This is a genomic window from Streptomyces sp. NPDC048420 (assembly GCF_040651535.1).
Taxonomy (GTDB): Bacteria; Actinomycetota; Actinomycetes; order Streptomycetales; family Streptomycetaceae; genus Streptomyces.
The window spans coordinates 19172-39289 of record NZ_JBEZKG010000042.1 but is presented as its reverse complement, the minus strand read 5'-3'; the positions used below and the strand labels follow the sequence as shown (position 1 = coordinate 39289).

The 20118-nt window shown below is 70.8% G+C and carries 19 protein-coding genes; 7 read left to right on the top strand and 12 right to left on the bottom strand.

The window, feature by feature from the left end; translation table 11 throughout:
• Positions 1-2: 2 nt before the first annotated feature.
• Positions 3-2345, top strand: coding sequence for an excinuclease ABC subunit UvrA (locus AB0D34_RS43640; protein ID WP_362672886.1), 2343 nt, complete (start codon positions 3-5; stop codon positions 2343-2345).
• Between the two features lie 395 nt (positions 2346-2740).
• Here AB0D34_RS43640 and AB0D34_RS43635 read toward each other — a convergent pair whose 3' ends face one another.
• The 5 genes from AB0D34_RS43635 to AB0D34_RS43615 all read right to left on the bottom strand — a co-directional run bounded on the left by AB0D34_RS43635 (position 2741) and on the right by AB0D34_RS43615 (position 8190).
• Positions 2741-3577, bottom strand: coding sequence for a lysophospholipid acyltransferase family protein (locus tag AB0D34_RS43635; protein ID WP_362672883.1), 837 nt, complete (start codon positions 3575-3577; stop codon positions 2741-2743).
• Positions 3577-4347, bottom strand: coding sequence for a GNAT family N-acyltransferase (locus AB0D34_RS43630; protein ID WP_362672880.1), 771 nt, complete (start codon positions 4345-4347; stop codon positions 3577-3579). The genes AB0D34_RS43635 and AB0D34_RS43630 overlap by 1 nt, the downstream gene beginning before the upstream one ends.
• 470 nt (positions 4348-4817) lie before the next feature.
• A complete protein-coding gene (locus AB0D34_RS43625; RefSeq protein WP_362672877.1) occupies positions 4818-5567 on the bottom strand; it encodes a succinate dehydrogenase/fumarate reductase iron-sulfur subunit in 750 nt (249 codons plus the stop codon).
• Complete coding sequence (locus AB0D34_RS43620) at positions 5564-7519, bottom strand: fumarate reductase/succinate dehydrogenase flavoprotein subunit (RefSeq protein ID WP_362672875.1); 1956 nt, start codon at positions 7517-7519, stop codon at positions 5564-5566. The genes AB0D34_RS43625 and AB0D34_RS43620 overlap by 4 nt, the downstream gene beginning before the upstream one ends.
• 2 nt (positions 7520-7521) lie before the next feature.
• A complete protein-coding gene (locus AB0D34_RS43615; RefSeq protein WP_362672872.1) occupies positions 7522-8190 on the bottom strand; it encodes a succinate dehydrogenase in 669 nt (222 codons plus the stop codon).
• A gap of 120 nt (positions 8191-8310) precedes the next feature.
• Here AB0D34_RS43615 and AB0D34_RS43610 point away from each other — a divergent pair, with 120 nt between their 5' ends.
• Positions 8311-9198, top strand: a complete 888-nt coding sequence (locus tag AB0D34_RS43610; RefSeq protein ID WP_362672869.1) for a LysR substrate-binding domain-containing protein — start codon at positions 8311-8313, stop codon at positions 9196-9198.
• 280 nt (positions 9199-9478) lie between these two features.
• On the opposite strand, the gene AB0D34_RS43605 is transcribed toward AB0D34_RS43610, so the two are convergent.
• From AB0D34_RS43605 to AB0D34_RS43590, 4 genes are all read right to left on the bottom strand, one after another.
• Positions 9479-11614, bottom strand: a complete 2136-nt coding sequence (locus tag AB0D34_RS43605; RefSeq protein ID WP_362672867.1) for an EAL domain-containing protein — start codon at positions 11612-11614, stop codon at positions 9479-9481.
• Positions 11611-12432 (bottom strand): SAM-dependent methyltransferase, encoded by an 822-nt coding sequence (locus tag AB0D34_RS43600; RefSeq protein ID WP_362672864.1) that lies wholly within the window; start codon positions 12430-12432, stop codon positions 11611-11613. The genes AB0D34_RS43605 and AB0D34_RS43600 overlap by 4 nt, the downstream gene beginning before the upstream one ends.
• 283 nt (positions 12433-12715) lie before the next feature.
• Positions 12716-13681 (bottom strand): SCO0930 family lipoprotein, encoded by a 966-nt coding sequence (locus tag AB0D34_RS43595; protein WP_362672862.1) that lies wholly within the window; start codon positions 13679-13681, stop codon positions 12716-12718.
• Positions 13682-13974: 293 nt separating this feature from the next.
• Positions 13975-14211 (bottom strand): hypothetical protein, encoded by a 237-nt coding sequence (locus AB0D34_RS43590; protein WP_362672860.1) that lies wholly within the window; start codon positions 14209-14211, stop codon positions 13975-13977.
• Between the two features lie 241 nt (positions 14212-14452).
• Here AB0D34_RS43590 and AB0D34_RS43585 point away from each other — a divergent pair, with 241 nt between their 5' ends.
• From AB0D34_RS43585 to AB0D34_RS43575, 3 genes are all read left to right on the top strand, one after another.
• Entirely contained in the window at positions 14453-14584 is a 132-nt protein-coding gene (locus AB0D34_RS43585) for a hypothetical protein (RefSeq protein ID WP_362672857.1), read from the top strand.
• A gap of 21 nt (positions 14585-14605) precedes the next feature.
• The gene (locus AB0D34_RS43580; protein WP_362672854.1) at positions 14606-15370 is read left to right on the top strand and encodes a DUF4239 domain-containing protein; all 765 of its coding nucleotides are present in this window, start codon (positions 14606-14608) and stop codon (positions 15368-15370) included.
• Between the two features lie 206 nt (positions 15371-15576).
• Positions 15577-16107 (top strand): hypothetical protein, encoded by a 531-nt coding sequence (locus AB0D34_RS43575; RefSeq protein ID WP_362672851.1) that lies wholly within the window; start codon positions 15577-15579, stop codon positions 16105-16107.
• A 90-nt stretch (positions 16108-16197) separates the two neighbouring features.
• On the opposite strand, the gene AB0D34_RS43570 is transcribed toward AB0D34_RS43575, so the two are convergent.
• Positions 16198-16689, bottom strand: coding sequence for a hypothetical protein (locus AB0D34_RS43570; protein ID WP_362672849.1), 492 nt, complete (start codon positions 16687-16689; stop codon positions 16198-16200).
• A 333-nt stretch (positions 16690-17022) separates the two neighbouring features.
• Here AB0D34_RS43570 and AB0D34_RS43565 point away from each other — a divergent pair, with 333 nt between their 5' ends.
• Positions 17023-17694: a class F sortase gene (locus AB0D34_RS43565; RefSeq protein WP_362672847.1), complete on the top strand. Its 672-nt coding sequence runs from the start codon at positions 17023-17025 to the stop codon at positions 17692-17694.
• 30 nt (positions 17695-17724) lie between these two features.
• On the opposite strand, the gene AB0D34_RS43560 is transcribed toward AB0D34_RS43565, so the two are convergent.
• Positions 17725-18591: a polysaccharide deacetylase family protein gene (locus AB0D34_RS43560; RefSeq protein ID WP_362672845.1), complete on the bottom strand. Its 867-nt coding sequence runs from the start codon at positions 18589-18591 to the stop codon at positions 17725-17727.
• Between the two features lie 182 nt (positions 18592-18773).
• Here AB0D34_RS43560 and AB0D34_RS43555 point away from each other — a divergent pair, with 182 nt between their 5' ends.
• Entirely contained in the window at positions 18774-19235 is a 462-nt protein-coding gene (locus AB0D34_RS43555) for a universal stress protein (RefSeq protein ID WP_362672842.1), read from the top strand.
• Between the two features lie 24 nt (positions 19236-19259).
• On the opposite strand, the gene AB0D34_RS43550 is transcribed toward AB0D34_RS43555, so the two are convergent.
• Positions 19260-20075 (bottom strand): alpha/beta hydrolase, encoded by an 816-nt coding sequence (locus AB0D34_RS43550; protein ID WP_362672840.1) that lies wholly within the window; start codon positions 20073-20075, stop codon positions 19260-19262.
• Between the last annotated feature and the right edge of the window lie 43 nt (positions 20076-20118).

Below are 20118 nucleotides of genomic sequence, written 5' to 3'. Positions count from 1 at the left end.
TCATGCCAAACCCCCACGATTCCCACGACCCGTACGTCCGCGTCCGCGGTGCCCGTGAGCACAATCTCCAGGGTGTGGATGTCGACGTGCCACGGGATGTACTGGCGGTGTTCACGGGGGTGTCCGGGTCGGGGAAGTCGTCGCTGGCGTTCGGGACGATCTACGCGGAGGCGCAGCGGCGGTACTTCGAGTCGGTGGCGCCCTATGCGCGGCGGCTGATCCATCAGGTGGGGGCGCCGAAGGTCGCGGAGATCACCGGGCTGCCGCCCGCGGTCTCGCTCCAGCAGCGCCGCTCCGCGCCGACGTCCCGCTCGTCCGTCGGGACGGTCACCAATCTCTCGAACTCGCTGCGGATGCTGTTCTCCCGGGCCGGTGACTACCCGCCCGGCGCCGAGCGTCTCGACTCGGACGCCTTCTCCCCCAACACGACCGCGGGAGCCTGCCCGGAGTGCCACGGGCTCGGCCGAGTCCACCGTACGACCGAACAGTCCCTGGTGCCCGACCCGTCGCTGTCGGTCCGGGAGGGCGCGATCGCCGCGTGGCCCGGCGCCTGGCAGGGCAAGAACCTGCGGGACATCCTCGACGCGCTCGGTCACGACGTGGACCGGCCCTGGCGCGAACTGCCCGCCGAGGAGCGGGAGTGGATCCTGTTCACCGACGAACAGCCGGTGGTCACCGTGCACCCGGTACGGGACGCGGACCGGATCCAACGCCCTTACCAGGGCACGTACATGAGCGCCCGCCGCTATGTCATGAAGACGTTCGCGGACTCCAGGAGCCAGACGCTCAGGGCGAAGGCCGAACGTTTCCTGGTCTCCGAGCCCTGTGCGGTGTGCGGCGGCAGCAGGCTGCGCGCCGAGTCGCTGGCGGTGACCTTCGGCGGCCGTACGATCGCCGAGCTGGCTTCGGTGCCTCTGGTGGAGCTGGCTTCGCTGCTCGACGCACGGTCCGAGACCGCGCGGGTCCTCACCGACGACCTCAAGTCCCGTATCGCACCGGTCGTCGAACTCGGCCTCGGCTACCTCAGCCTGGACCGCGCGACCCCCACCCTCTCCGACGGTGAGCTCCAACGACTGCGGCTCGCCACCCAGTTGAGGTCCGGGCTGTTCGGTGTCGTGTACGTCCTCGACGAACCCTCCGCCGGACTGCACCCGGCGGACACCGAGGCACTGCTCACGGTTCTGGCCCGGCTGAAGGCGGCTGGCAACTCGGTGTTCGTGGTGGAGCACCACCTCGACGTCATGCGGGGCGCGGACTGGCTGGTGGACGTGGGGCCGCGGGCGGGCGAGCACGGCGGCCGGGTGCTGCACAGCGGGCCGGTGGCGGAGCTGGCGAAGGTCGAGGAGTCCGCCACGGCACGGTTCCTGTTCGATCGCCACGCAGCCGTGCGTCGTCAAGTGCGCGTCCCACGCGGCCAGTTGAAAGTCGGGCCGGTCAGCCGGCACAACCTGCGCGGGGTGACGGCGGAGTTCCCGCTCGGCGTGTTCAGCGCGGTCACCGGGGTGTCGGGGTCGGGCAAGTCCACGCTCGTCGGCGAGATCACGGAGGAGCTGGAGGGGGTGGGCCGTCTGGTCTCGGTCGACCAGAAGCCGATCGGCAGGACCCCGCGCTCCAACCTGGCGACGTACACGGGCCTGTTCGACGTCGTGCGCAAGGTCTTCGCCGGCACCGAGGAGGCGCGTGGACGCGGTTACGGCGTGGGCCGGTTCTCCTTCAACGTGACGGGCGGGCGCTGCGAGACCTGTCAGGGCGAGGGGTTCGTCAGCGTCGAGCTCCTCTTCCTGCCGAGCACCTACGCTCCCTGCCCCGACTGCGACGGCGCCCGCTACAACCCCGAGACGCTCCAAGTGACGTACCGGGGACGGAACATCGCCGAGGTGCTCGACCTCACGGTGGAGTCGGCGGCGGACTTCTTCGCGGACACCCCGGCCGTGGCCCGCAGCCTCGCCACCCTCCTCGACGTGGGCCTCGGCTACCTCCGTCTCGGCCAGCCCGCCACCGAACTCTCCGGCGGCGAGGCCCAGCGCATCAAGCTCGCGAGCGAACTCCAGCGCGTCCGCCGCGCCCACACCCTCTACCTTCTCGACGAACCCACCACGGGTCTCCACCCGGCCGACGTCGAGGTCCTCATGCGCCAGCTCCACGGCCTGGTCGACGCCGGCCACACGGTGATCGTCGTCGAGCACGACATGTCGGTCGTGGCGGACGCGGACTGGGTGATCGACCTGGGGCCGGGCGGCGGGGACGAGGGCGGGCGGATCGTGGCGACGGGTCCTCCGGCCGAGGTGGCCCGGGCGGAGGGAAGCGCGACGGCGCCCTATCTGGCGGCCGTCACGACCGCGTGACACACCGGACCACGCCCCGAACGCCCCGGTCTCACAGGCCGGTCCGCTCCCCGCAACGCCCCAGCCTCACAGACCAGCGCACGCCGCCGAACGGCCCCGCCTCACACCCCGCACACCCCGGTCGCACACGCCGATCCGCCCGCCCCCCGGAACACCCCAGCCTCACAGACCAGCGCACGCCGCCGAAGGGCCCCGCCCCACACACCGGACCACACCCCCGAACACCCGGCTCCACACGCCGATCCCCCGGAACGACCCAGCCTCAGACCGGCCCACACCGCCGAACGCCTCGGTCGCACACGCCCACGCTCCCGAACGCCCCCGCCTCACAGCCGGTCCACGCTCGCGGACGTCCTCGGCCTCACACCCCGGCCGCAACTCCGAACACCCCGGTCTCACACACCCGCGTCGACCCTCCGATCGGCACCGGCGGCCAGCGTGTGTGCCCGACCGTCGCCGCGCGACCCCCAGGTCTCCGCGGCGCGGGCGAGTGACTTCCGCTCGGTGTGGGCGCCCGGCTCGATCAGCGGCAACACCTCCACCTCGGCAACCAGTCCTCGTGCCGACACCACCCGCCACACCGACGCCAGCAGGGAGTCGTCACCGATGAAGGCGGGGGCCGTACTGGCACCGCCGTCGACGAGGCGGTAGCGCAGGCTCACCGGCTGGACCGGGACCCCGGCGTCGAGGGCCGCCTGGAAGACCGCGCGGCGGAAGTGGCCCTGGGCGCGGCCGCACCAGGTGCTGCCCTCGGGGAAGACGGCGACCGCGGCGCCCCCGCGCAGCGCGCCGGCGATCCGGGCCACCGTGTCCGGGAGGGCCCGCAACCGGTCCCGGTCGATGAACAGGGTGCCGCTGCGAGCCGTCAGCCACCCCGCCACGGGCCAGTGCCGGATCTCCGACTTGGCGAGCATCCGGGCGGGGCGTACGGCGGCGAGCAGGGGGATGTCCAGCCAGGAGATGTGGTTGGCGACCAGGAGCACCCCGCCGGTGGGCGCGGTGGCGCCGGACATGCGGACCCGGACCCCCGAGGCCCGCACCACCGCCCGGCACCACCACCTGACCGCGCCGACCGGGATCCACCGGCCGACCGGGAGCAGGACGATCCCGGCGAGGGTGACCGCCGTGACCGCTACCAGCCGCAGCACGGCACGGGGTACGGCCGTGGCGGATCCCGCGGTCTCCAGACACGCCCGGGGGGTGCAGGGCGCGCTGGGCAGCCACACGCTCATCAGGCCGGGACGAGCGAGAGGAAGTGCCGCAGATAGCGGGCGTTGACCCGGCGCATCGACAGCAGCACGTACATGTCGGCGACCCCGAAGTCCGGGTCGTGGGCGGGCTGTCCGCACACCCAGGCGCCGAGGCGGAGGTAGCCGCGCAGCAGCGGGGGCAGCTCGGTGTGGGCGGCCGGGGTGCCCTCCGCGGGCTCCCAGGGCAGCAGGGGCCGTACCCGGAACTCCTCGGGGGCCAGGTACTTGGTGCGCACCCGGTCCCAGGTGCCGGCCGCGAGCGCGCCGCCGTCGGCGAGCGGGATCGAGCAGCAGCCGGCCAGCCAGTCGTGGCCGCGGTCCACCATGTAGCGGGCGATGCCGGCCCAGATGAGGCCGATGACGGCGCCGTCGCGGTGCTCGGGGTGCACGCAGGAGCGGCCCACCTCGACGAGACCGGGGCGGATCGCGTCGAGCGGCGCGAGGTCGAACTCGCTCTCCGAGTACAGGCGTCCGGCGACCGCGGCCCGCTCCGGGGGCAGCAGCCGGTAGGTACCGACGACCTGGCCGGTCAGGGTGTCGCGGACGAGCAGGTGGTCGCAGTAGGCGTCGAAGCCGTCGACGTCGAGGCCCGGTTGCGGGGTGGTGAGGAGGGCGCCCATCTCGCCGGCGAACACGTCGTGCCGCAGCCGCTGCGCGGCCCGTACGTCGTCCTCGTCGCGGGCCAGGGTGACGGTGTAGCGGGTGGGGGCGACGCTCTGCGGGGGACGGTCGAGGGTGGAAACGCCGGTCATGGCACTCTCCTGGTTGCGGGCCGGTTCGGCGGAGCGGGCGCAGACCGTGGGGAGTGCGATCTGCCGCACCTGTTCTTCCGATGCCGGCTGACCTCCGCGTGTCCGGTGCGGGGAGAGCCGATGTGCGGTTGTTGAACGGCTCGGTCCGGGGCAGCACACCCGTCCCGAGCCCTCAGAAGGTGGCCGTCATTTCGTCGGAGCGCAGCGTTCCAGCCACCCGCGCGTCTCGTCCTCGTCCAGCACCCGCTCCGTAGCGCTGCTGCATCTCCTGGAGCGCGCGCTGGGCACGCTCGCTGTCCCGCTCCCGGACAGCGGTCCCGAAACCGGCGGCGGCCTCGAGAAACCGCTCCCTCCCCTTGCGCCCGAAAATCATGAGCGCACTGCACAGAGGCCACATGTGCGAGACGGGGCCGGGGAGCACCACTCCCGGCCCCGCCCGTCCGCACCGAACGGCGAACGTCTGTGCGCGGCTAGCGCTTCGCGACCTTCCGGGTCGCCCGCAGCCACTCCTTGTTCATGCTCGTGATGGACACCAGCGGAATCCCCTTCGGGCAGGCCGTCGCGCACTCACCGGCCAGCGTGCACCCGCCGAAGCCCTCGTCGTCCATCTGCGCCACCATGTCCAGCACCCGTGTCTCCCGCTCGGGCGCCCCCTGCGGCAGCACGTTCAGGTGGTTGACCTTGGCGGAGGTGAACAGCATCGCCGCCCCGTTGGGACACGCGGCCACGCACGCCCCGCACCCGATGCACTCCGCGTGCTCGAAGGCGAAGTCGGCGTCGGGCTTCGGCACCGGCGTGGCATGTGCCTCGGGGGCCGCTCCGGTGGGAGCCGTGATGTATCCGCCGGCCTGGATGATCCGGTCGAACGCGGACCGGTCCACGACCAGGTCCTTGATCACCGGGAACGCGGACGCCCGCCACGGCTCGATGTCGATGGTGTCGCCGTCCGAGAAGGACCGCATGTGCAGCTGACAGGTGGTCGTGCGCTCGGGTCCGTGCGCGTCGCCGTTGATGACGAGCGAGCACGCGCCGCAGATGCCCTCACGGCAGTCGTGGTCGAAGGCCACGGGATCCTCACCGCGCAGGATGAGCTCCTCGTTGAGGGTGTCCAGCATCTCCAGGAAGGACATGTCGGAGGAGATGCCGTCCACCTCGTACGTGGACATGGCGCCGTCGGCGTCGGCGTTCTTCTGCCGCCAGACGCGCAGGGTGAGCTTCATGCGTAGCTCCGCTGGGTGGGGTGGACGTACTCGAAGACCAGGTCTTCCTTGTGCAGGACGGGAGCCTCGCCGGTGCCGGTGAACTCCCAGGCCGCCGCGTAGGCGAACTCGTCGTCCCTGCGGGCTGCTTCACCGTCGGGAGTCTGGGACTCCTCGCGGAAGTGACCGCCGCAGGACTCGGCGCGGTGCAGCGCGTCGAGGCACATCAGCTCGGCCAGCTCCAGGTAGTCGACGACGCGGTTCGCCTTCTCCAGCGACTGGTTGAACTCCTCGCCGGTGCCCGGGACCTTGATCCGCCGCCAGAACTCCTCGCGGATCTGCGGGATGCGCTCCAGTGCCTTGCGCAGCCCGGAGTCGGTGCGGGCCATCCCGCAGAACTCCCACATGAGCTCGCCGACTTCGCGGTGGAAGGAGTCCGGAGTGCGGTCGCCGTCGACCGCGAGGAGCAGGTTCAGCCGGTCCTCGGTCTCCGCCAACACCTCCTGTACGGCGGGGTGTTCGCCGGTCACCGCGTCCTGGTGCGGGTTGCGGGCGAGGTAGTCGTTGATGGTCGCCGGCAGCACGAAGTAGCCGTCGGCCAGGCCCTGCATCAGCGCCGAGGCGCCCAGGCGGTTCGCCCCGTGGTCGGAGAAGTTGGCCTCGCCGATCGCGAACAGGCCGGGGATCGTGGTCTGGAGGTCGTAGTCGACCCACAGTCCGCCCATCGTGTAGTGCACGGCGGGATAGATCCGCATCGGCACCTCGTACGGATCCTCGTCGGTGATCCGCTGGTACATGTCGAAGAGGTTGCCGTACTTGGCCTCGACCGCCTTGCGCCCCATGCGCTTGATCGCGTCGGCGAAGTCCAGGTACACACCCTGTCCGCCGGGACCGACCCCGCGCCCCTCGTCGCAGACGTTCTTCGCGGCGCGGGAGGCGATGTCGCGCGGGACCAGGTTGCCGAAGGACGGGTAGATGCGCTCCAGGTAGTAGTCGCGCTCCTCCTCCGGGATCCTGTTCGGCGGCCGGTCGTCGCCCTTGGCCTTCGGCACCCAGATCCGGCCGTCGTTGCGCAGCGACTCGCTCATCAGCGTCAGCTTGGACTGGTGGTCGCCGGTGCGCGGGATGCACGTCGGATGGATCTGCGTGAAACAGGGGTTGGCGAAGTGGGCGCCCCGGCGATGGGCCCGCCAGACGGCCGTCGCGTTGGAGTTCATGGCGTTCGTCGACAGGTAGAAGACGTTGCCGTAGCCGCCGGAGGCCAGCACCACGGCGTCCGCGAAGTAGGTGTCGATGCGCCCGGTGACGAGATCCCGCGCCACGATCCCCCGGGCCCGTCCGTCGACGACGATCAGGTCGAGCATCTCGGTGCGCGGGTGCATCTCGATGTTCCCGGCCGCGATCTGCCTCGACAGCGCCTGATACGCCCCCAGCAGCAGCTGCTGACCCGTCTGCCCGCGGGCGTAGAAGGTCCGGGAGACCTGCACGCCACCGAAGGAGCGGGTGTCGAGCAGACCGCCGTACTCCCGCGCGAAGGGCACGCCCTGCGCCACGCACTGGTCGATGATCTCGACGGAGATCTGCGCGAGCCGGTGCACGTTGGACTCCCGTGCCCGGAAGTCGCCGCCCTTGACGGTGTCGTAGAACAGCCGGTGGATGGAGTCGCCGTCGTTGCGGTAGTTCTTGGCCGCGTTGATGCCGCCCTGAGCGGCGATGGAGTGGGCGCGGCGCGGGGAGTCCTGGTAGCAGAACTGGACGACGTGGTAGCCCTGTTCGGCCAGGGTCGCGCCCGCGGAGCCGCCCGCGAGGCCGGTGCCCACCACGATCACCGTGTGCTTGCGGCGGTTGGCGGGGTTGACCAGCTTGGCCTCGAACCGCCGTTTGTCCCAGCGCTCGTTGACGGGCCCGGCGGGCGCCTTGCCGTCTGTCAGGGGCGCACCGGTCGTGTAGTGCGCATAGTTGGGGTACGTCATGTTCAGCTCACCACTCCGGTCATGACACCCACGGGTACGGCGATGAAGCCGGCCGTGAGCAGCAGTGCGAGGACGTTGGCGACGGCCTTGAGGGCGCGGTCGCGGCTGCGGCTGCCGGCGCCGAGGGTCTGTGCGGCACTCCAGAAGCCGTGCCGGACATGCAGTCCGAGGGCGAGCATCGCGACGATGTAGATGACGTTGCCGTACCCGGTGGAGAAGGTGTCCACGACGTTCTGGTACGGGTGGCCGGGCTGGAAGCCGGGGTGCACGGTGCCGGTCGTCAGGTCGAGGATGTGCCACACGATGAACAGACCGAGGATGATCCCGCCCCACCGCATGGTGCGGGTCGCGTAGCTCGCCCGCGGCTTCTTGTGGACGTACTTGCTGGGCCGCGCCCTGATGTCGCGGCGGCTGAGCTGATAGGCGGACGTGGCGTGCGCGACCACGGCCACGACCAGCGCCACCCGGATGATCCAGAGCGTCCACTCGTAGTGCATGAACGGTTCGCCGACCGTGCGCAGCCAGTGCGCGTAGTGGTTGAACTCGTCCGCCCCGAAGAAGATCTTCAGGTTGCCGATCATGTGGACGACCAGGTACAGGAGCATGATCAGGCCGCTGACGGCCATCACGGTCTTCTTGCCGACGGAGCTGTCCCACACGGTGCGTGCCATGGACGGTCGTCGGTCCGTCCGCGTTGCCAGAGCCATGACTCAAGACGCTAGAGCCGGGAACCCCGATCGGTCCAAGACATGGTCCGGCTTGATTCCATAGAAAGCAGCTATCGTACGAGGGTGCAGTTCCAGCAGCTCCAGTACTTCGTGGCGGTCGCCGAGACCCGCCACTTCACCCGCGCCGCCGATCTCGTGCACGTGGCGCAGCCGTCCCTGTCCCAGCAGATCAAGGCGCTGGAGCGGGAGCTGGGGGCCGATCTGTTCCTGCGGGCGCGCGGCAACATCACGCTCACGGACGCGGGCGAGGCTCTGCTGCCGCTGGCCCGCCGCATCCTCGCCGACGCGGACACGGCCCGGCACGAGGTGCAGGAGCTGGTGCAGCTGCGCAGCGGCCGGATCCGGCTCGGCGCGACCCCGAGCCTGTGCACGGGTCTGCTGCCGGACGTACTGCGCGCCTTCCACGACCGCTATCCCGGTATCCGCCTGATGATCGAGGAGGGCGGCTCCCACGATCTCGTACGGCTGCTCGCGCGCGGTGCGCTCGACCTGGCCCTGCTGGTCCTTCCGCTGCCCACTCCGTCCCCGGCGCTGACGACGGTGGAGCTGCTGCGCGAGGACCTGGTCGTCGTGTCGTCGCCGGAGGTTCCCGCACCGGGTGGCCCGGGCCGCCGTACCGTGCGCATCGCCGACCTGGAGAGCGAGCCGCTGGTGATGTTCCGGCACGGCTACGACCTGCGCGAGCTGACCGTGGCCGCGTGCCGGGCCGAGGGGTTCGAGCCGGACTTCGCGGTGGAGGGCGGTGAGATGGACGCGGTGCTGGGCTTCGTACGGGCGGGCCTGGGCGTGGCCGTCGTACCGCGCATGGTCGCCACGCGCTCGGGGCGGGGACTGCGGGTCACCCCGCTGGCCCGGCCCGGCCTGCACCGGACGATCGCGCTGGCCCACCGCAGCGATGTGGCTCCGCCGCGGGCGGCGCGGGAGTTGCAGCGGATGCTGCTGGAGCGGTGAGCGGTGGCGTGCTGGCCCTCCCGCCCGGGGGTGACCGCCTGAGGCGACGGACGGTGCTCGCGGGGTCCGGCGGTTCGCAGGGCACAGGCACAAGCGAGCTCGCTCGCTCCCGCTGCCCTGAGTCAGCGGCGGGGCCGGCTCGACCGGGCCCGAGGGAGACGAAGGGGCCCCGGCCGTTCCATGGTCGACAGGGGCCCACCGACCCGGCTCGACCGGACTGGCTGCGGACCGCCCGGGTCCGCCGGCCCCGCCCCTCGGGCGCCACCGCCGGAACGCCCGCTCAGCCCGTCGCGTCCACCAGTGCCAGCTCGTGCAGTCGCTCCGGTGGGCCCGGGCGGGCGTAGTACCAGCCCTGGGCCGTGTCGCAGCCCAGTATCCGCAACTGCTCGGCCTGGGCCCCGGTTTCGACGCCCTCGACCGTCACCGCGAGGTTCAGACTGTGGGCGAGTGAGACGATCCCCTCGACGATCTTGAGGTCGACCGGGTCGGCGGGGAACTGCTGCATGCTCTGGGTGAAGGAGCGGTCCAGTTTGAGGACGCTGACCGGGAGGCGGCGGAGGTTCGCCAGGTTCGAGTAGCCGGTGCCGAAGTCGTCCAGGGCGATGTCGACGCCCATCTCGGCAAGGCGGCGCAGGGGCTTGAGCAGGTCGTCGTCGGCGCCGATGAGGGCCGACTCGGTCACCTCCAGGCACAGGGCCTCGGGGTCGACGCCCGCGCGCTCCAGGATGTCCACGGTCTCCTGGACCAGCCCTGGGTGGGTGAGCTGGCACGGTGAGAGGTTGACGTTGATGCGCAGGGGGCCGCCGTCCCCGTACCGTTCTCGCCACTCGCGGACCTGACGCACCGACTGCTCCAGGACCCAGCGGCCGAGCGGCACGATCAGCCCGGTGTGCTCGGCGAGCGGGATGAATTGGTCAGGACCGAGCACGCCGTGCTGCGGGTGCAGCCACCGCACCAGCGCCTCGGCGCCGCGCACAGTGCCGTCGCCGAGGTGGACCAGCGGCTGGTACTCGATGAAGAACTCGCCCCGCTCCAGGGCCGCGGGCAGCTGCGTGGTCAGCCCGTGCCGGGTGATGGCGCGGGCGTCGGCCTCCGGGTCGGCCAGCTCGAAGCGGTTGCCGCCCGCCGACTTGGCCCGGTACATGGTGATGTCGGCGCTGCGCAGCACCTCCGCGGGACCGCGCTCCCCCGCCGGGCCCTCGACGATGCCGATGCTGCCGCGCACGGTCAGCTCCCGGCCGTCGATACGGACCGGGGCGAGCAGCACGTTCATGATGCGTGCCGCGAGGTCGTCGACCTCGCTCTCGGTGTCGGGGCCCGTGGTCAGCGCCACGAACTCGTCACCGCCGAGCCGCGCCACCATCTCGCCCGGCGCGGTCGCGCAGGTCTGCAGCCGGTCGGCGACCTCGACGAGCAGCCGGTCACCGGCCGCGTGGCCGAGGCTGTCGTTGATGGTCTTGAAGCCGTCGAGGTCGAGGTAGCACAGCCCGAACCGCTGGCCGTCGCCCGCGTTCAGCGCCTTCTCCAGGCGCTCGAAGAACAGCGTGCGGTTGGGCAGTCCGGTGAGCGCGTCGTGCGTGGCCTCGTAGCGCAGCCGGAGGTTGAGCAGCCGGCGCTCGGTGGTGTCCTCCATGAGGGCGAGCTGGTACTGCGGGACGCCGTCGGCGTCGCGCAGCAGGGAGACCGTCAGGTTGGTCCACAGGACCGTTCCGTCCGGGCGGTAGAAGGCCTTTTCGAGGTGGTAGTGCTCGCGCTCGCCGCGGACGAGCTCGTCGTAGAGCGTCCAGGTCTGGGGCGCGTCCTCGGGGTGGGTCCACTCGCGGACGTTGCGGCCACGCATCGTCTGGTCCGTGATACCGAACATCCGCAGCAGCGCGCCGTTGACCTGGAGGACGTTGCCGTCCAGGTCGGCGATGCCGATTCCTATGGCCGCGCCCTCGAACACCGCGCGGAAGCGTGCCTCGGTCGCGTGCAGCGCCTGCGCCACCACGCCCTGCGCCTCGAGCGCGGCCCGTGCGATGGCCTCCTGCTCGGTCAGCGTCCGCTCGCGCAGTGCCTGCGCGTATCCGGCGGCCATGGCGTGCTGGAGCCGTGCGGACCGGCTGCGCAGGTCCTCCGAGTCGCCCTCGCCGCCGCAGTAGAGCACCAGGTAGGCGTCCACGCAGTCCAGGGAGCGGGTCAGTGCCTCCGGGTCCGTGCAGTGCACTGCGACGAGGGCGGCGCCGACCGCCCGGCCCTCGTCGGTGTCGGGGATCCTGGCCCGCAGGGCCTCGCTCAACCGGCGGGCCAACGGCAGCAGTTGCTCCTCGAACTCCAGCCGGGTCGAGGACGTCGACGTCACCGGGAACACCGCCCGGCTCCAGATCGTCGCGAAACGGCGCAGTCTGTCCTCCGGGCCGTCCGGCTCCGCGCTCACGCCTTCCGCCCCACGCCGCCGAACTGGGAGAAGGCCCACGGGTCCTCGTCGTCGGGGTCCCAGTTCTCCGACTCCGGCCGCCAGCGCGGCATCGGCACCAGCCCGGGTTCCACCATGTCGTACCCCTCGAAGAACCGTGCGATCTCGTCGTGCGAACGCATGATCAGCGGGTTGCGGATGTCCTTGTACACGTCCATCGCGCCCTGAACCTGCTCCTGCGACAGCGGTATTCCCTCGTACGCGGCATGCGTCAGCACCAGCAGGCTGCCGGGCGCGAACGCGTCGCGCAGCTGCGCCACCGCACCATAGGGGTCGTCCGCGTCGTCCACGAAGTGCAGTATGGCAACGAGGAGCAGCGCCACCGGCCGCTTCAGGTCGATCAGCCGCTGGACTTCGGGGCTCTCCAGGATCTCCTGGGGCTTCAGGAGATCTGCCGCGACGACGTCCGCGTCCGGGTTGTCCGCGATGACCGCCTGGCTGTGCGCGACGGCCACCGGGTCGTGGTCGACGTAGACGACGCGGGCGCCGGGGCTGGCGCTCTGGGCGACCTCGTGGACGTTGCCGAAGGTGGGGATGCCGGAGCCGATGTCCAGGAACTGGGTGATGCCCTGGTCGGCCGCGAACCGCACGGCCCGCCGCATGAACGCCCGGTTCGCCTGCATGATCTTCGGCAGTCCGGGAACGTGCTCCATGGCCTTGCGGGCCGCCTCCCGGTCGGCCTCGAAGTTGTGCGAACCGCCCAGGTAGAAGTCGTAGATACGCGCCACGCTCGGCACCGAGATGTCGATGCTCCGGGGAGCCCAGGCGGGACGCTCCATGTATCTCTCCAAGGCGTAGACGATCCGGTGTTCGAGCTGAGGCTACTGATCGCCCGCCAATGGAGCGAGCGGAAACGGAAATTGACCATCCGTTCCCGGTCACTGCCTGCGGCACGTGCCGCTCCGGGCCCCTGCGAGGTCCGCTACGAAAAGTAGGCGCCGCACCGCGGAGAGTTCCGAAGTGGGCGCCGACTCGCGGGGAGTTGGGGTGAATGACGGCAAACCGGCCCGACCCCTCCGTGCGGCGCGGAGGGGTCGGGCCGGTGGTTCGGTAAGGCCGGGGTCACTTGTCGGAGACGCCGACCATCTCTCCGTTGGGACGGACGGCGTACCAGGTACCGCCGACGCCCTGCCCGTTGGTGTCGCCGGCCTCCTTGTCGCCCGAGAAGGTGTAGATCGGCGAGCAGTTGACCGTCTGCTGCTTCACACCGTCGCCGCGGGTGAAGCTCATCAGGCCCTTCTTCTGGACGTCCTTGGTGTCGTTCGCCGACACTGGCGCCACGACCGGCCACTTCTCAAGGCAGGCGCCGTTGCAGTTGGAGACCGGCTCGGGCCAGGCCTTGTCCTTGGCGAAGCGGTAGACCGTCATGCCGTTCTTGTCGACGACGATCTCGCCCAGGTCGGGGTCGTTGCGCGTGGACAGACCGGGCAGGCTGGCGACGGACGCCTTCTTGCCGGTGGGTGCCAGCGCGTACCACTTGCCGCCCACACCCTGGCCGGTGAGGTCGCCGGCCTTGGTGTCCTTCGCGTAGCGGTAGGCCGGCCAGCCGCCGATGGTCAGCTGCTTGGTGCCGTCGGTGCGGGTCACCTCGCCGAGCAGCGCCTTGTCGATACCGGCACCGGCCGAGGCGTCGTCCGCGGGCACCGGCGGCCAGGCCGTGGCGCAGTCGCCGTCACAGTTCGACTTCGGCGGCTCGGCGGTGTCCTCGTCGAAGCGGTAGAGGCTGAGTCCGGCACTGTCGGTGAGCACGTCCCCGAGTTCGGCGTTCGCGGACACCTCGAGCTTGCCGGCCGAGGCCGACTGGGCTCCGAGGTTCCCCTGTCCGACGCCCGAGGTCGAGCTCGCACTGGGGCTGGTACCGGTCCCGATGCCGGAACCCACACCGCCGTATCCGCCCGCCGCCGCGGTGGCACCGACGTTCTGGCTGCCCACCGAAGACGTGCCGCTTTCCTGACCGCACGCCGTCGTCAGCACCAGCACCGCCGCGGCGCTTGCCACGAGTGAGGCGTTCCGCCAGGAGGTCTTCATCGTCAACTCCCCATACTTTCTTAGGGTGTTGCAGCGCCCTGCTGCGCCGCCGCACGACCATGGGTACGCACCGGGGCAGGGGTTGTGTTCAACCGTCCCGCAAATTTCTTTCCGGAGGCTGTGACCACACCCGCCTCAGATCGCACACACGTACGCCTCATCGGACGGACGAGCGCCCGGATTCCAAACATCGGGCGGCCTTTTATCCCTCCTTCGGAGCAATCTCTTCGCGCCCGCGCGTAAGAGCGCGCGGCAGGCCTCATGATCTCCGTCGTGCATCGACCCGAAACGCCTCAATCCGCCTCCGCCATACGGGTGTTGGCCCTGTTGACATTGACGTGGGCGCTCATCGGCCCTACGGCCGGTGCGGCCGAGGCGGATGCCTGGGCCTGCGCCTCGGTCGGCCCCGACGGTGCCGAGGTGGTGGCGGTCGCCGGAAGCCTCACCTGGCCCCCTCCCCCGCCGTGCCCGAAGCCGAAGCCCACACCCACCCCGACTCCCCCGCCCCCCGAGCCCCCGTGCACGCCCACGCCCACTCCCTCTCCCGATCCCACGCCGACGCCGCCCCCGAAGCCACGGCCGCCGAAGCCGACGCCCACACCCGTCCCGCCCCCGAAGCCACCTCCCCCTCCCCCGCCGCCCGCACCGGCACCGCTGCCGGTGGCACCCCGGCCGCAACCGACGCCCCCACCCACCCCGACGCCCACACCGACCCCCACCCCGACACGGACGCCGTCGCCCGAGCCGACGCCCAGCCCCTCCGCGAGCCCGGTGACCTACCCGGCCTATCACCACGCGAAGGCGCCCGAGAGGCCCAGACACAGCACGACCTCGCCCGTGATCTACGTCCTGCTCATCACCGTGCCCGCGGTGGTCGCCGTGGCCGCCCTGCGGCCCCGCTAATGCCGATCCTGGAGGCATCCCTTGCCGGAATGGCTTGTTCTCATCCTCGCGATGCTGGCCGCGTGTGCCGTGGTGGTCGCCATCACGCTCATCCGCCACAAGGCGGCACCCCTGGACGAGGATCCCAGCGAGACCCCGGACGTCATCGAGTACATGACGATGTGGATCGGGGTGGTGTACGCCATCGTCCTGGGTCTGGCCATCGCGGGCGTCTGGGAGGCGCGCAGCTCCGCCCAGGACCACGTCCAGACGGAGGCACAGGCGCTCCACGAGATCTCGGAGCGGGTCCAGGTCTACCCGGCCGACGTCCGTGACCGCATTCGCGCCGATGTCAACGCCTATGTCGGACACGTCGTCACCGTCGAGTGGAAGGAGATGGCCGACCACAACCGCACGACCGAGCGCGGCACCGAGCTGCTCGACCGGCTCCGCACCGATGTCACGTCCTACGAGCCGACGACCGACTTCCAGGCCCAGGCCTACCAGCCGCTGGTGGACCAGGTGGCGGCCGTGGACCAGGCCCGCAACGCACGCGCCGACTCGGTCGAGCCCACCATGCCGGGGGTGGTCTGGTTCGGCCTGCTGGGCGGCGGTGTCATCACCATCGGGATGATCTTCGCCCTGCAGATCCGGCGTACCGCGCGGGAGCTGATCCTCGCCGGACTGTTCTCCGCGCTGATCGCCTTCCTGCTCTTCCTGATCTGGGACTTCGACGCCCCCTACAGCCGGGGCATCACGGCGTCGGCGGATCCGTTCCTGGCCCTCTTCCCGAACGTCGAGGGCTGACGGCGCCTCATCGCGGGCACTCCCGGGGGACGTCCGGCGCGCGACACGCCGCTGGCGTCCCCTGAGCGGCCCACACGCATGCCCCATTCGGCGCGACTGCGATCGCGCAGACGTACACCTGTTCCTAGCGTTTCGGTCATCGAGGTGCATTTCTCACGTAGGCGGAACAGGTCCGCAGCTGCTCCTCGGGGACCGGAGGAACCACCATGCGCGCGATACGCGTCGCTTCGGCCGCTCTGCTGGGTGTGACCGCCCTGACCTTCTCCGCACCGGCCGCCGTGGCGAAGAGCGACAACATCACGCCCTTCGGCTTCAGCGTCCAGCCGTCGACCGTCGCCGCGGGCGGACAGGTGACGTTGCTGCTCGAACGGGACCACGGCGGCTGCAAGGGCTCGGCGACCGTCACTTCGGCGGTCTTCGACACCATCACCATCCCCTCGAACCGGAGCCGGGCGATCGCCGTCGTCGACTGGGACGCCAGACCCGGGGCCGCCTACCAGGTGACGTTCACGTGTGACGGCGTGAGCGGGTCCACGAGCCTGACCATCGCCGGCGGCCGTCCGGTCGGCCCCACACCGGAGCCGCTCTACCCCGGCCGGGGTGTACACGCCGGTGAGGGCGGCAGTTTCGCCGGATTCGACCTCAAGGAGATCGGCATCGGTGCCGCGCTGATCGCGGGCTCGATCGGGGCGGCGCACCACTTCTCCCGTCGCCGCAGCGGCGAGGACGGCGCCTGAACCGGACACGGCCTTCCGCCCCGGATCCCGCGAGGGACGGGGTGGAAGGCCGTGTGACGTGCGGTCACCGATCTCCGAAGGGGGCGGGGATCAGATGTGCCGCTCGGACCGCCGACGCATCCAGAAGACGCCGCCGCCGATGACCGCGAGGGCCACCAGACCGCCGCCGATGGCCATGTCCGTCGGGGTGGCCCCGGTGGAGCTGCTGCCGCCGAGACCGCCGCGGACGCCGCCGATGACGGTGAAGGCCGTCGGGTTGATGACGGTGCCGTTGCCGCACACCACGCTGATGCTGTGCGATCCCGTGCGCGCGTTCCGGTTGACCGTCGCGGTACCGGTCGCGAGGTTGTTGGCGCCCACGCTCAGCGTGACCCGCCGGAACGCGTCCGAGCTCGCGGTGGCGGGGGCCGTGCAGTTGTTCACGGTGATCGTCAGCTGCCCACCACGGGCGATGACGCTGGGCAGGGCGACGACGTTGCTCGGGCTCAGGTTCATGCCGTCCCGCGCGACGGCCGCCGGGGCGGCGAGTCCGAGTACGGCGACGGCGGCGCCTGTGGCCGCCAGGGCACGAGTAGTACGCATGTGATCCTCCGCGGGAGGCACCCCGGGAACGGTCCCCGGTTGATCGGCGAGAAAGCGCCTCCCAGACAGACCCTCAGATGCCTTGCGCGGACTCGCATTTCGGCGATGGTCCGTCCTGGTGAGAGGACACGCCGAACGAAAAGCGCACAATCGGATATCTCCGCAGGTCACGGACCGTCAGAAAATTCCTGTTCACGGCAACTCGGATGGCGCACCACGCGTATTCGGGGGGCCACCCGTTCGCCTCGGCCCCGTCGCCGCATTCGCGCGCGGCACTTAGCGTTCTCGTATGCGCGAATGACGTGGCGACGGCTGCGTCGAGAGGGGAAGTCAATGTCTGCGTCCGAGTTGGCCGGTCTGGCCGAAGAGGAGGAGCAGCGGAAGAAGCGCGCTCCCTGGGGCGTGATAGCGCTTGTTCTGCTGACCGGCCTCGCGCTCATCCGGAACGGTTCGGGGGAGTTCGACGTCGGCCCGCCGCAGCCCGCGTCGGCGGCCGCGGCGGACAGCCGGGCGCACGGCACGGTCTTCGGCAACGCCCCCGCTCCCCTGTCGTACTCCGTGCCCGACCGGGTCTCCATCCCCGCGATCCGGGTCGACGCCCCGGTGCTGCCGGTCGGTCTGGACGCGGACGGCTGGGTCGGCGCGCCGCCGCCGGAGGACCCGAACCTGGCGGGCTGGTTCACCGGCGCGGTCTCACCCGGCGAGAAGGGCACCGCCGTCGTCGTGGGACATGTCGACAACAAGCAGGGCCCCGCCGTGTTCTACGGACTCGGGGCCCTGAAGAAGGGAAATCGCGTCGAGATCAGGCGCCAGGACGGAAAGACAGCGGTCTTCGAGATCTACGGCATCGAGGTCTTCGAGAAGAACAACTTCCCCGGCGACCGTGTCTACGGTTCCAAGGGCACCCCCGAATTGCGGGTCATCACCTGCGGGGGCGGTTTCTCCAAGCAGACCGGATACGCCGGCAATGTCGTCGCCTTCGCCCGCCTGGTCGAGGTCCGCTGAGCGTTCCCCGACCCGGCGGGCGCATTCCGGCTATGCGTACTGTCGTCGCGGAACGGTGACGTGATAGCCGGAATCGAGCAGCTGCGGAAGATAGTCGCGCAGCGCCCGGACACTCTGGGAACGGTCGCCCCCGGCGTCGTGCGAGAGCACCACGACGCCGGGGGCGGCGCCGTTCTCCACCCGGCCGACGATGCTGCGGGTGCCCGGCCTGGACCAGTCGAGGGTGTCGACGGTCCAGGCGAGGGGGTCCATACCGAGTTCGGCGCCGATCTGGAAGGCCGCGCGGTTCCAGGCGCCGTAGGGGGCACGGAACCATTCCGGCCGCTCCCCGTAGGCGTCCTCGATGACGTCGCAGGTGCGTTCCATCTCGGAGCGGATACGGGAACGGGTGAGCCGGGTGAGCAGCGGGTGCGACCAGGTGTGGTTGCCGACGACGTGTCCCTCGTCGGCCATGCGGGCCAGCAGGTCCTTGTTGTCGACGGCCATCTCGCCGCACACGAAGAACATCGCGCGTACGTCGTACTCGGCCAGGGTGTCCAGGATGTGCGGGGTGTAGCGGGGGTCGGGTCCGTCGTCGAAGGTCAGCACCATGGTCCGGCCGCGTCCGGACACCTTCAGCAACGGCTCGTGACGCACGAGCGTCTTGCGGTGGGCGGCGTGCGGCGTGCCGTAACCGGTGAGGGGCTGCAGGCGGTAGGCGGAGGGTTTGAGGGGACGGGCCACGGCCGGGGGGCCGGCGGCGCGGAGGGCCGGGCGGACCGGGTCCTCGCCCATGACCGCCGCGAGCACTCCGGCCGTGCCGGCGGCCCCGACCGCGGCGCCGGCCAGCAGGGCCCGGCGCCGGGTGAGCACCGCCGCCGTCGACGACAGCCGTGTGAGCAACTGATCCTTCGTCATGACTCATCAGTCGCCCGGCGGACCGCCGACGCACCTCAGCAACACCGGTGCGGCGGCACGAATACACCCACCCGGCCCAGCGGAACGGCGCTGGCGGCGCACCCGGCGGCTTCACGCCACGTTCCGGCGCCCGACGGTCCCGTACGCCGTCCGGACCTGCGGCTTCCGATAGCCTCACAGCCGTGACGGAACAGCATGCGCACCAGTTCGAGCGGGGTACGGACGGCCCGAAGGTGATCGTCGTCGGCGTGGACGGCTCCGACTCCTCGCTCCGCGCCGCCGCGTACGCCGGAGGTCTGGCCCGGCGGCAGCACGCGCTGCTCGCCGTGGTCTACGTCCAGCCGGTGATCGCAGCGGGCGCCGCGATCGGAGCGCCGGTCGCCGAGACCACCGACGAGATCGCCGAGGACCTGGTCGCCCAGATCCGGCTCGCGACGGAGCAGAACAAGGGGATATTCGATGTGCGCTGGGAGTTCCACACCTTCCGCGGCGACCCCTACAGCGGCCTGACGAAGGCCGCGGACGAGCTCAAGGCCGACGCGGTGGTCGTAGGCGCCTCGGAACAGGCCGGCCACCGGATCGTCGGCTCCGTGGCGGTGCGGCTGGTCAAGGCGGGGCGGTGGCCGGTGACGGTGGTGCCGTAGGGGTCTCAGGAACCGTCAGGAGCATCAGAGCGAGCGCAGGAACTCCAGCACGATCGCGTTGAACTCCTCGGGCTTCTCCAGGTTCGGGAAGTGCGAGGTGCCCTCCACCAGGACCGAGCGGCCGTTCTGGGCGGTGGCGGCGAAGAGTTCCGCGTCGGCGATCAGGTCGGGCGAGTCGAGCACGCCGTTGACCATGAGCACCGGGACGTCGATCTTCGGGACCCGGGCCCAGGTGTCGGTCATGGGTACGTGCCAGTTCGGTTCGTCCAGTGTGTGCTTGGCGACGGTGTGCAGGGCCATGTCGCGCAGGTGGTCCAGGATGCGCGGGTCCGTCTCGTCGGCCTCCCGGAAGGGGCCCGCGACGGACCGGAGGAACACCTTCAGCCAGGCCTCGATGTCACCCGAGTACAGGGTCCGCTGCGACTCGGCCACGACCGCGCGGGTCGTCTCGTAGGTGTACTGGAAGTCGCTGACCGAGGCGCCGCTCATCACGATCCCGCGGACCAGTTCCGGATACTCGATCGCCATGTCACCGGCGATGGCGCCGCCCATCGAGACACCGACCAGGACCGCGGGCCCCGCGTCCAGGTGGCGCAGCAGGTCGGCGAGGTCGTCGGCCCAGCGGAAGGGCTTGGTGGCGTTGGCGGTCCAGCCGTGACCGCGGACGTCCACGGCGATGACGCGATGGTGGGCGGCGAGGGCCGGGATCTGTGCCGCGAAGAGGCGGTGGTCGACGTAGCCGGAGTGGAGCAGGACCACGAGGTCCCCGTCGCCGGTGTCGAGATACGCGATGTCCCCGTCGGCAGATGCGAAGAAGCTCAGTTCCGAAGCAGCTGTCATGACAACCAAGGTGTCACATTGAGGGAACTTTGACAACCAGGTT

Coding starts and splice junctions, on each gene's coding strand:
- AB0D34_RS43640 (WP_362672886.1), top strand. CDS start 3: ATGCCAAACCCCCACGATTCCCACGACCCGTACGTCCGCGTCCGCGGT.
- AB0D34_RS43635 (WP_362672883.1), bottom strand. CDS start 3,577: ATGAGCGTGTGGCTGCCCAGCGCGCCCTGCACCCCCCGGGCGTGTCTG.
- AB0D34_RS43630 (WP_362672880.1), bottom strand. CDS start 4,347: ATGACCGGCGTTTCCACCCTCGACCGTCCCCCGCAGAGCGTCGCCCCC.
- AB0D34_RS43625 (WP_362672877.1), bottom strand. CDS start 5,567: ATGAAGCTCACCCTGCGCGTCTGGCGGCAGAAGAACGCCGACGCCGAC.
- AB0D34_RS43620 (WP_362672875.1), bottom strand. CDS start 7,519: ATGACGTACCCCAACTATGCGCACTACACGACCGGTGCGCCCCTGACA.
- AB0D34_RS43615 (WP_362672872.1), bottom strand. CDS start 8,190: ATGGCACGCACCGTGTGGGACAGCTCCGTCGGCAAGAAGACCGTGATG.
- AB0D34_RS43600 (WP_362672864.1), bottom strand. CDS start 12,432: ATGGAGCGTCCCGCCTGGGCTCCCCGGAGCATCGACATCTCGGTGCCG.
- AB0D34_RS43595 (WP_362672862.1), bottom strand. CDS start 13,681: ATGAAGACCTCCTGGCGGAACGCCTCACTCGTGGCAAGCGCCGCGGCG.
- AB0D34_RS43575 (WP_362672851.1), top strand. CDS start 15,577: ATGCGCGCGATACGCGTCGCTTCGGCCGCTCTGCTGGGTGTGACCGCC.
- AB0D34_RS43570 (WP_362672849.1), bottom strand. CDS start 16,689: ATGCGTACTACTCGTGCCCTGGCGGCCACAGGCGCCGCCGTCGCCGTA.
- AB0D34_RS43565 (WP_362672847.1), top strand. CDS start 17,023: ATGTCTGCGTCCGAGTTGGCCGGTCTGGCCGAAGAGGAGGAGCAGCGG.
- AB0D34_RS43560 (WP_362672845.1), bottom strand. CDS start 18,591: ATGACGAAGGATCAGTTGCTCACACGGCTGTCGTCGACGGCGGCGGTG.
- AB0D34_RS43550 (WP_362672840.1), bottom strand. CDS start 20,075: ATGACAGCTGCTTCGGAACTGAGCTTCTTCGCATCTGCCGACGGGGAC.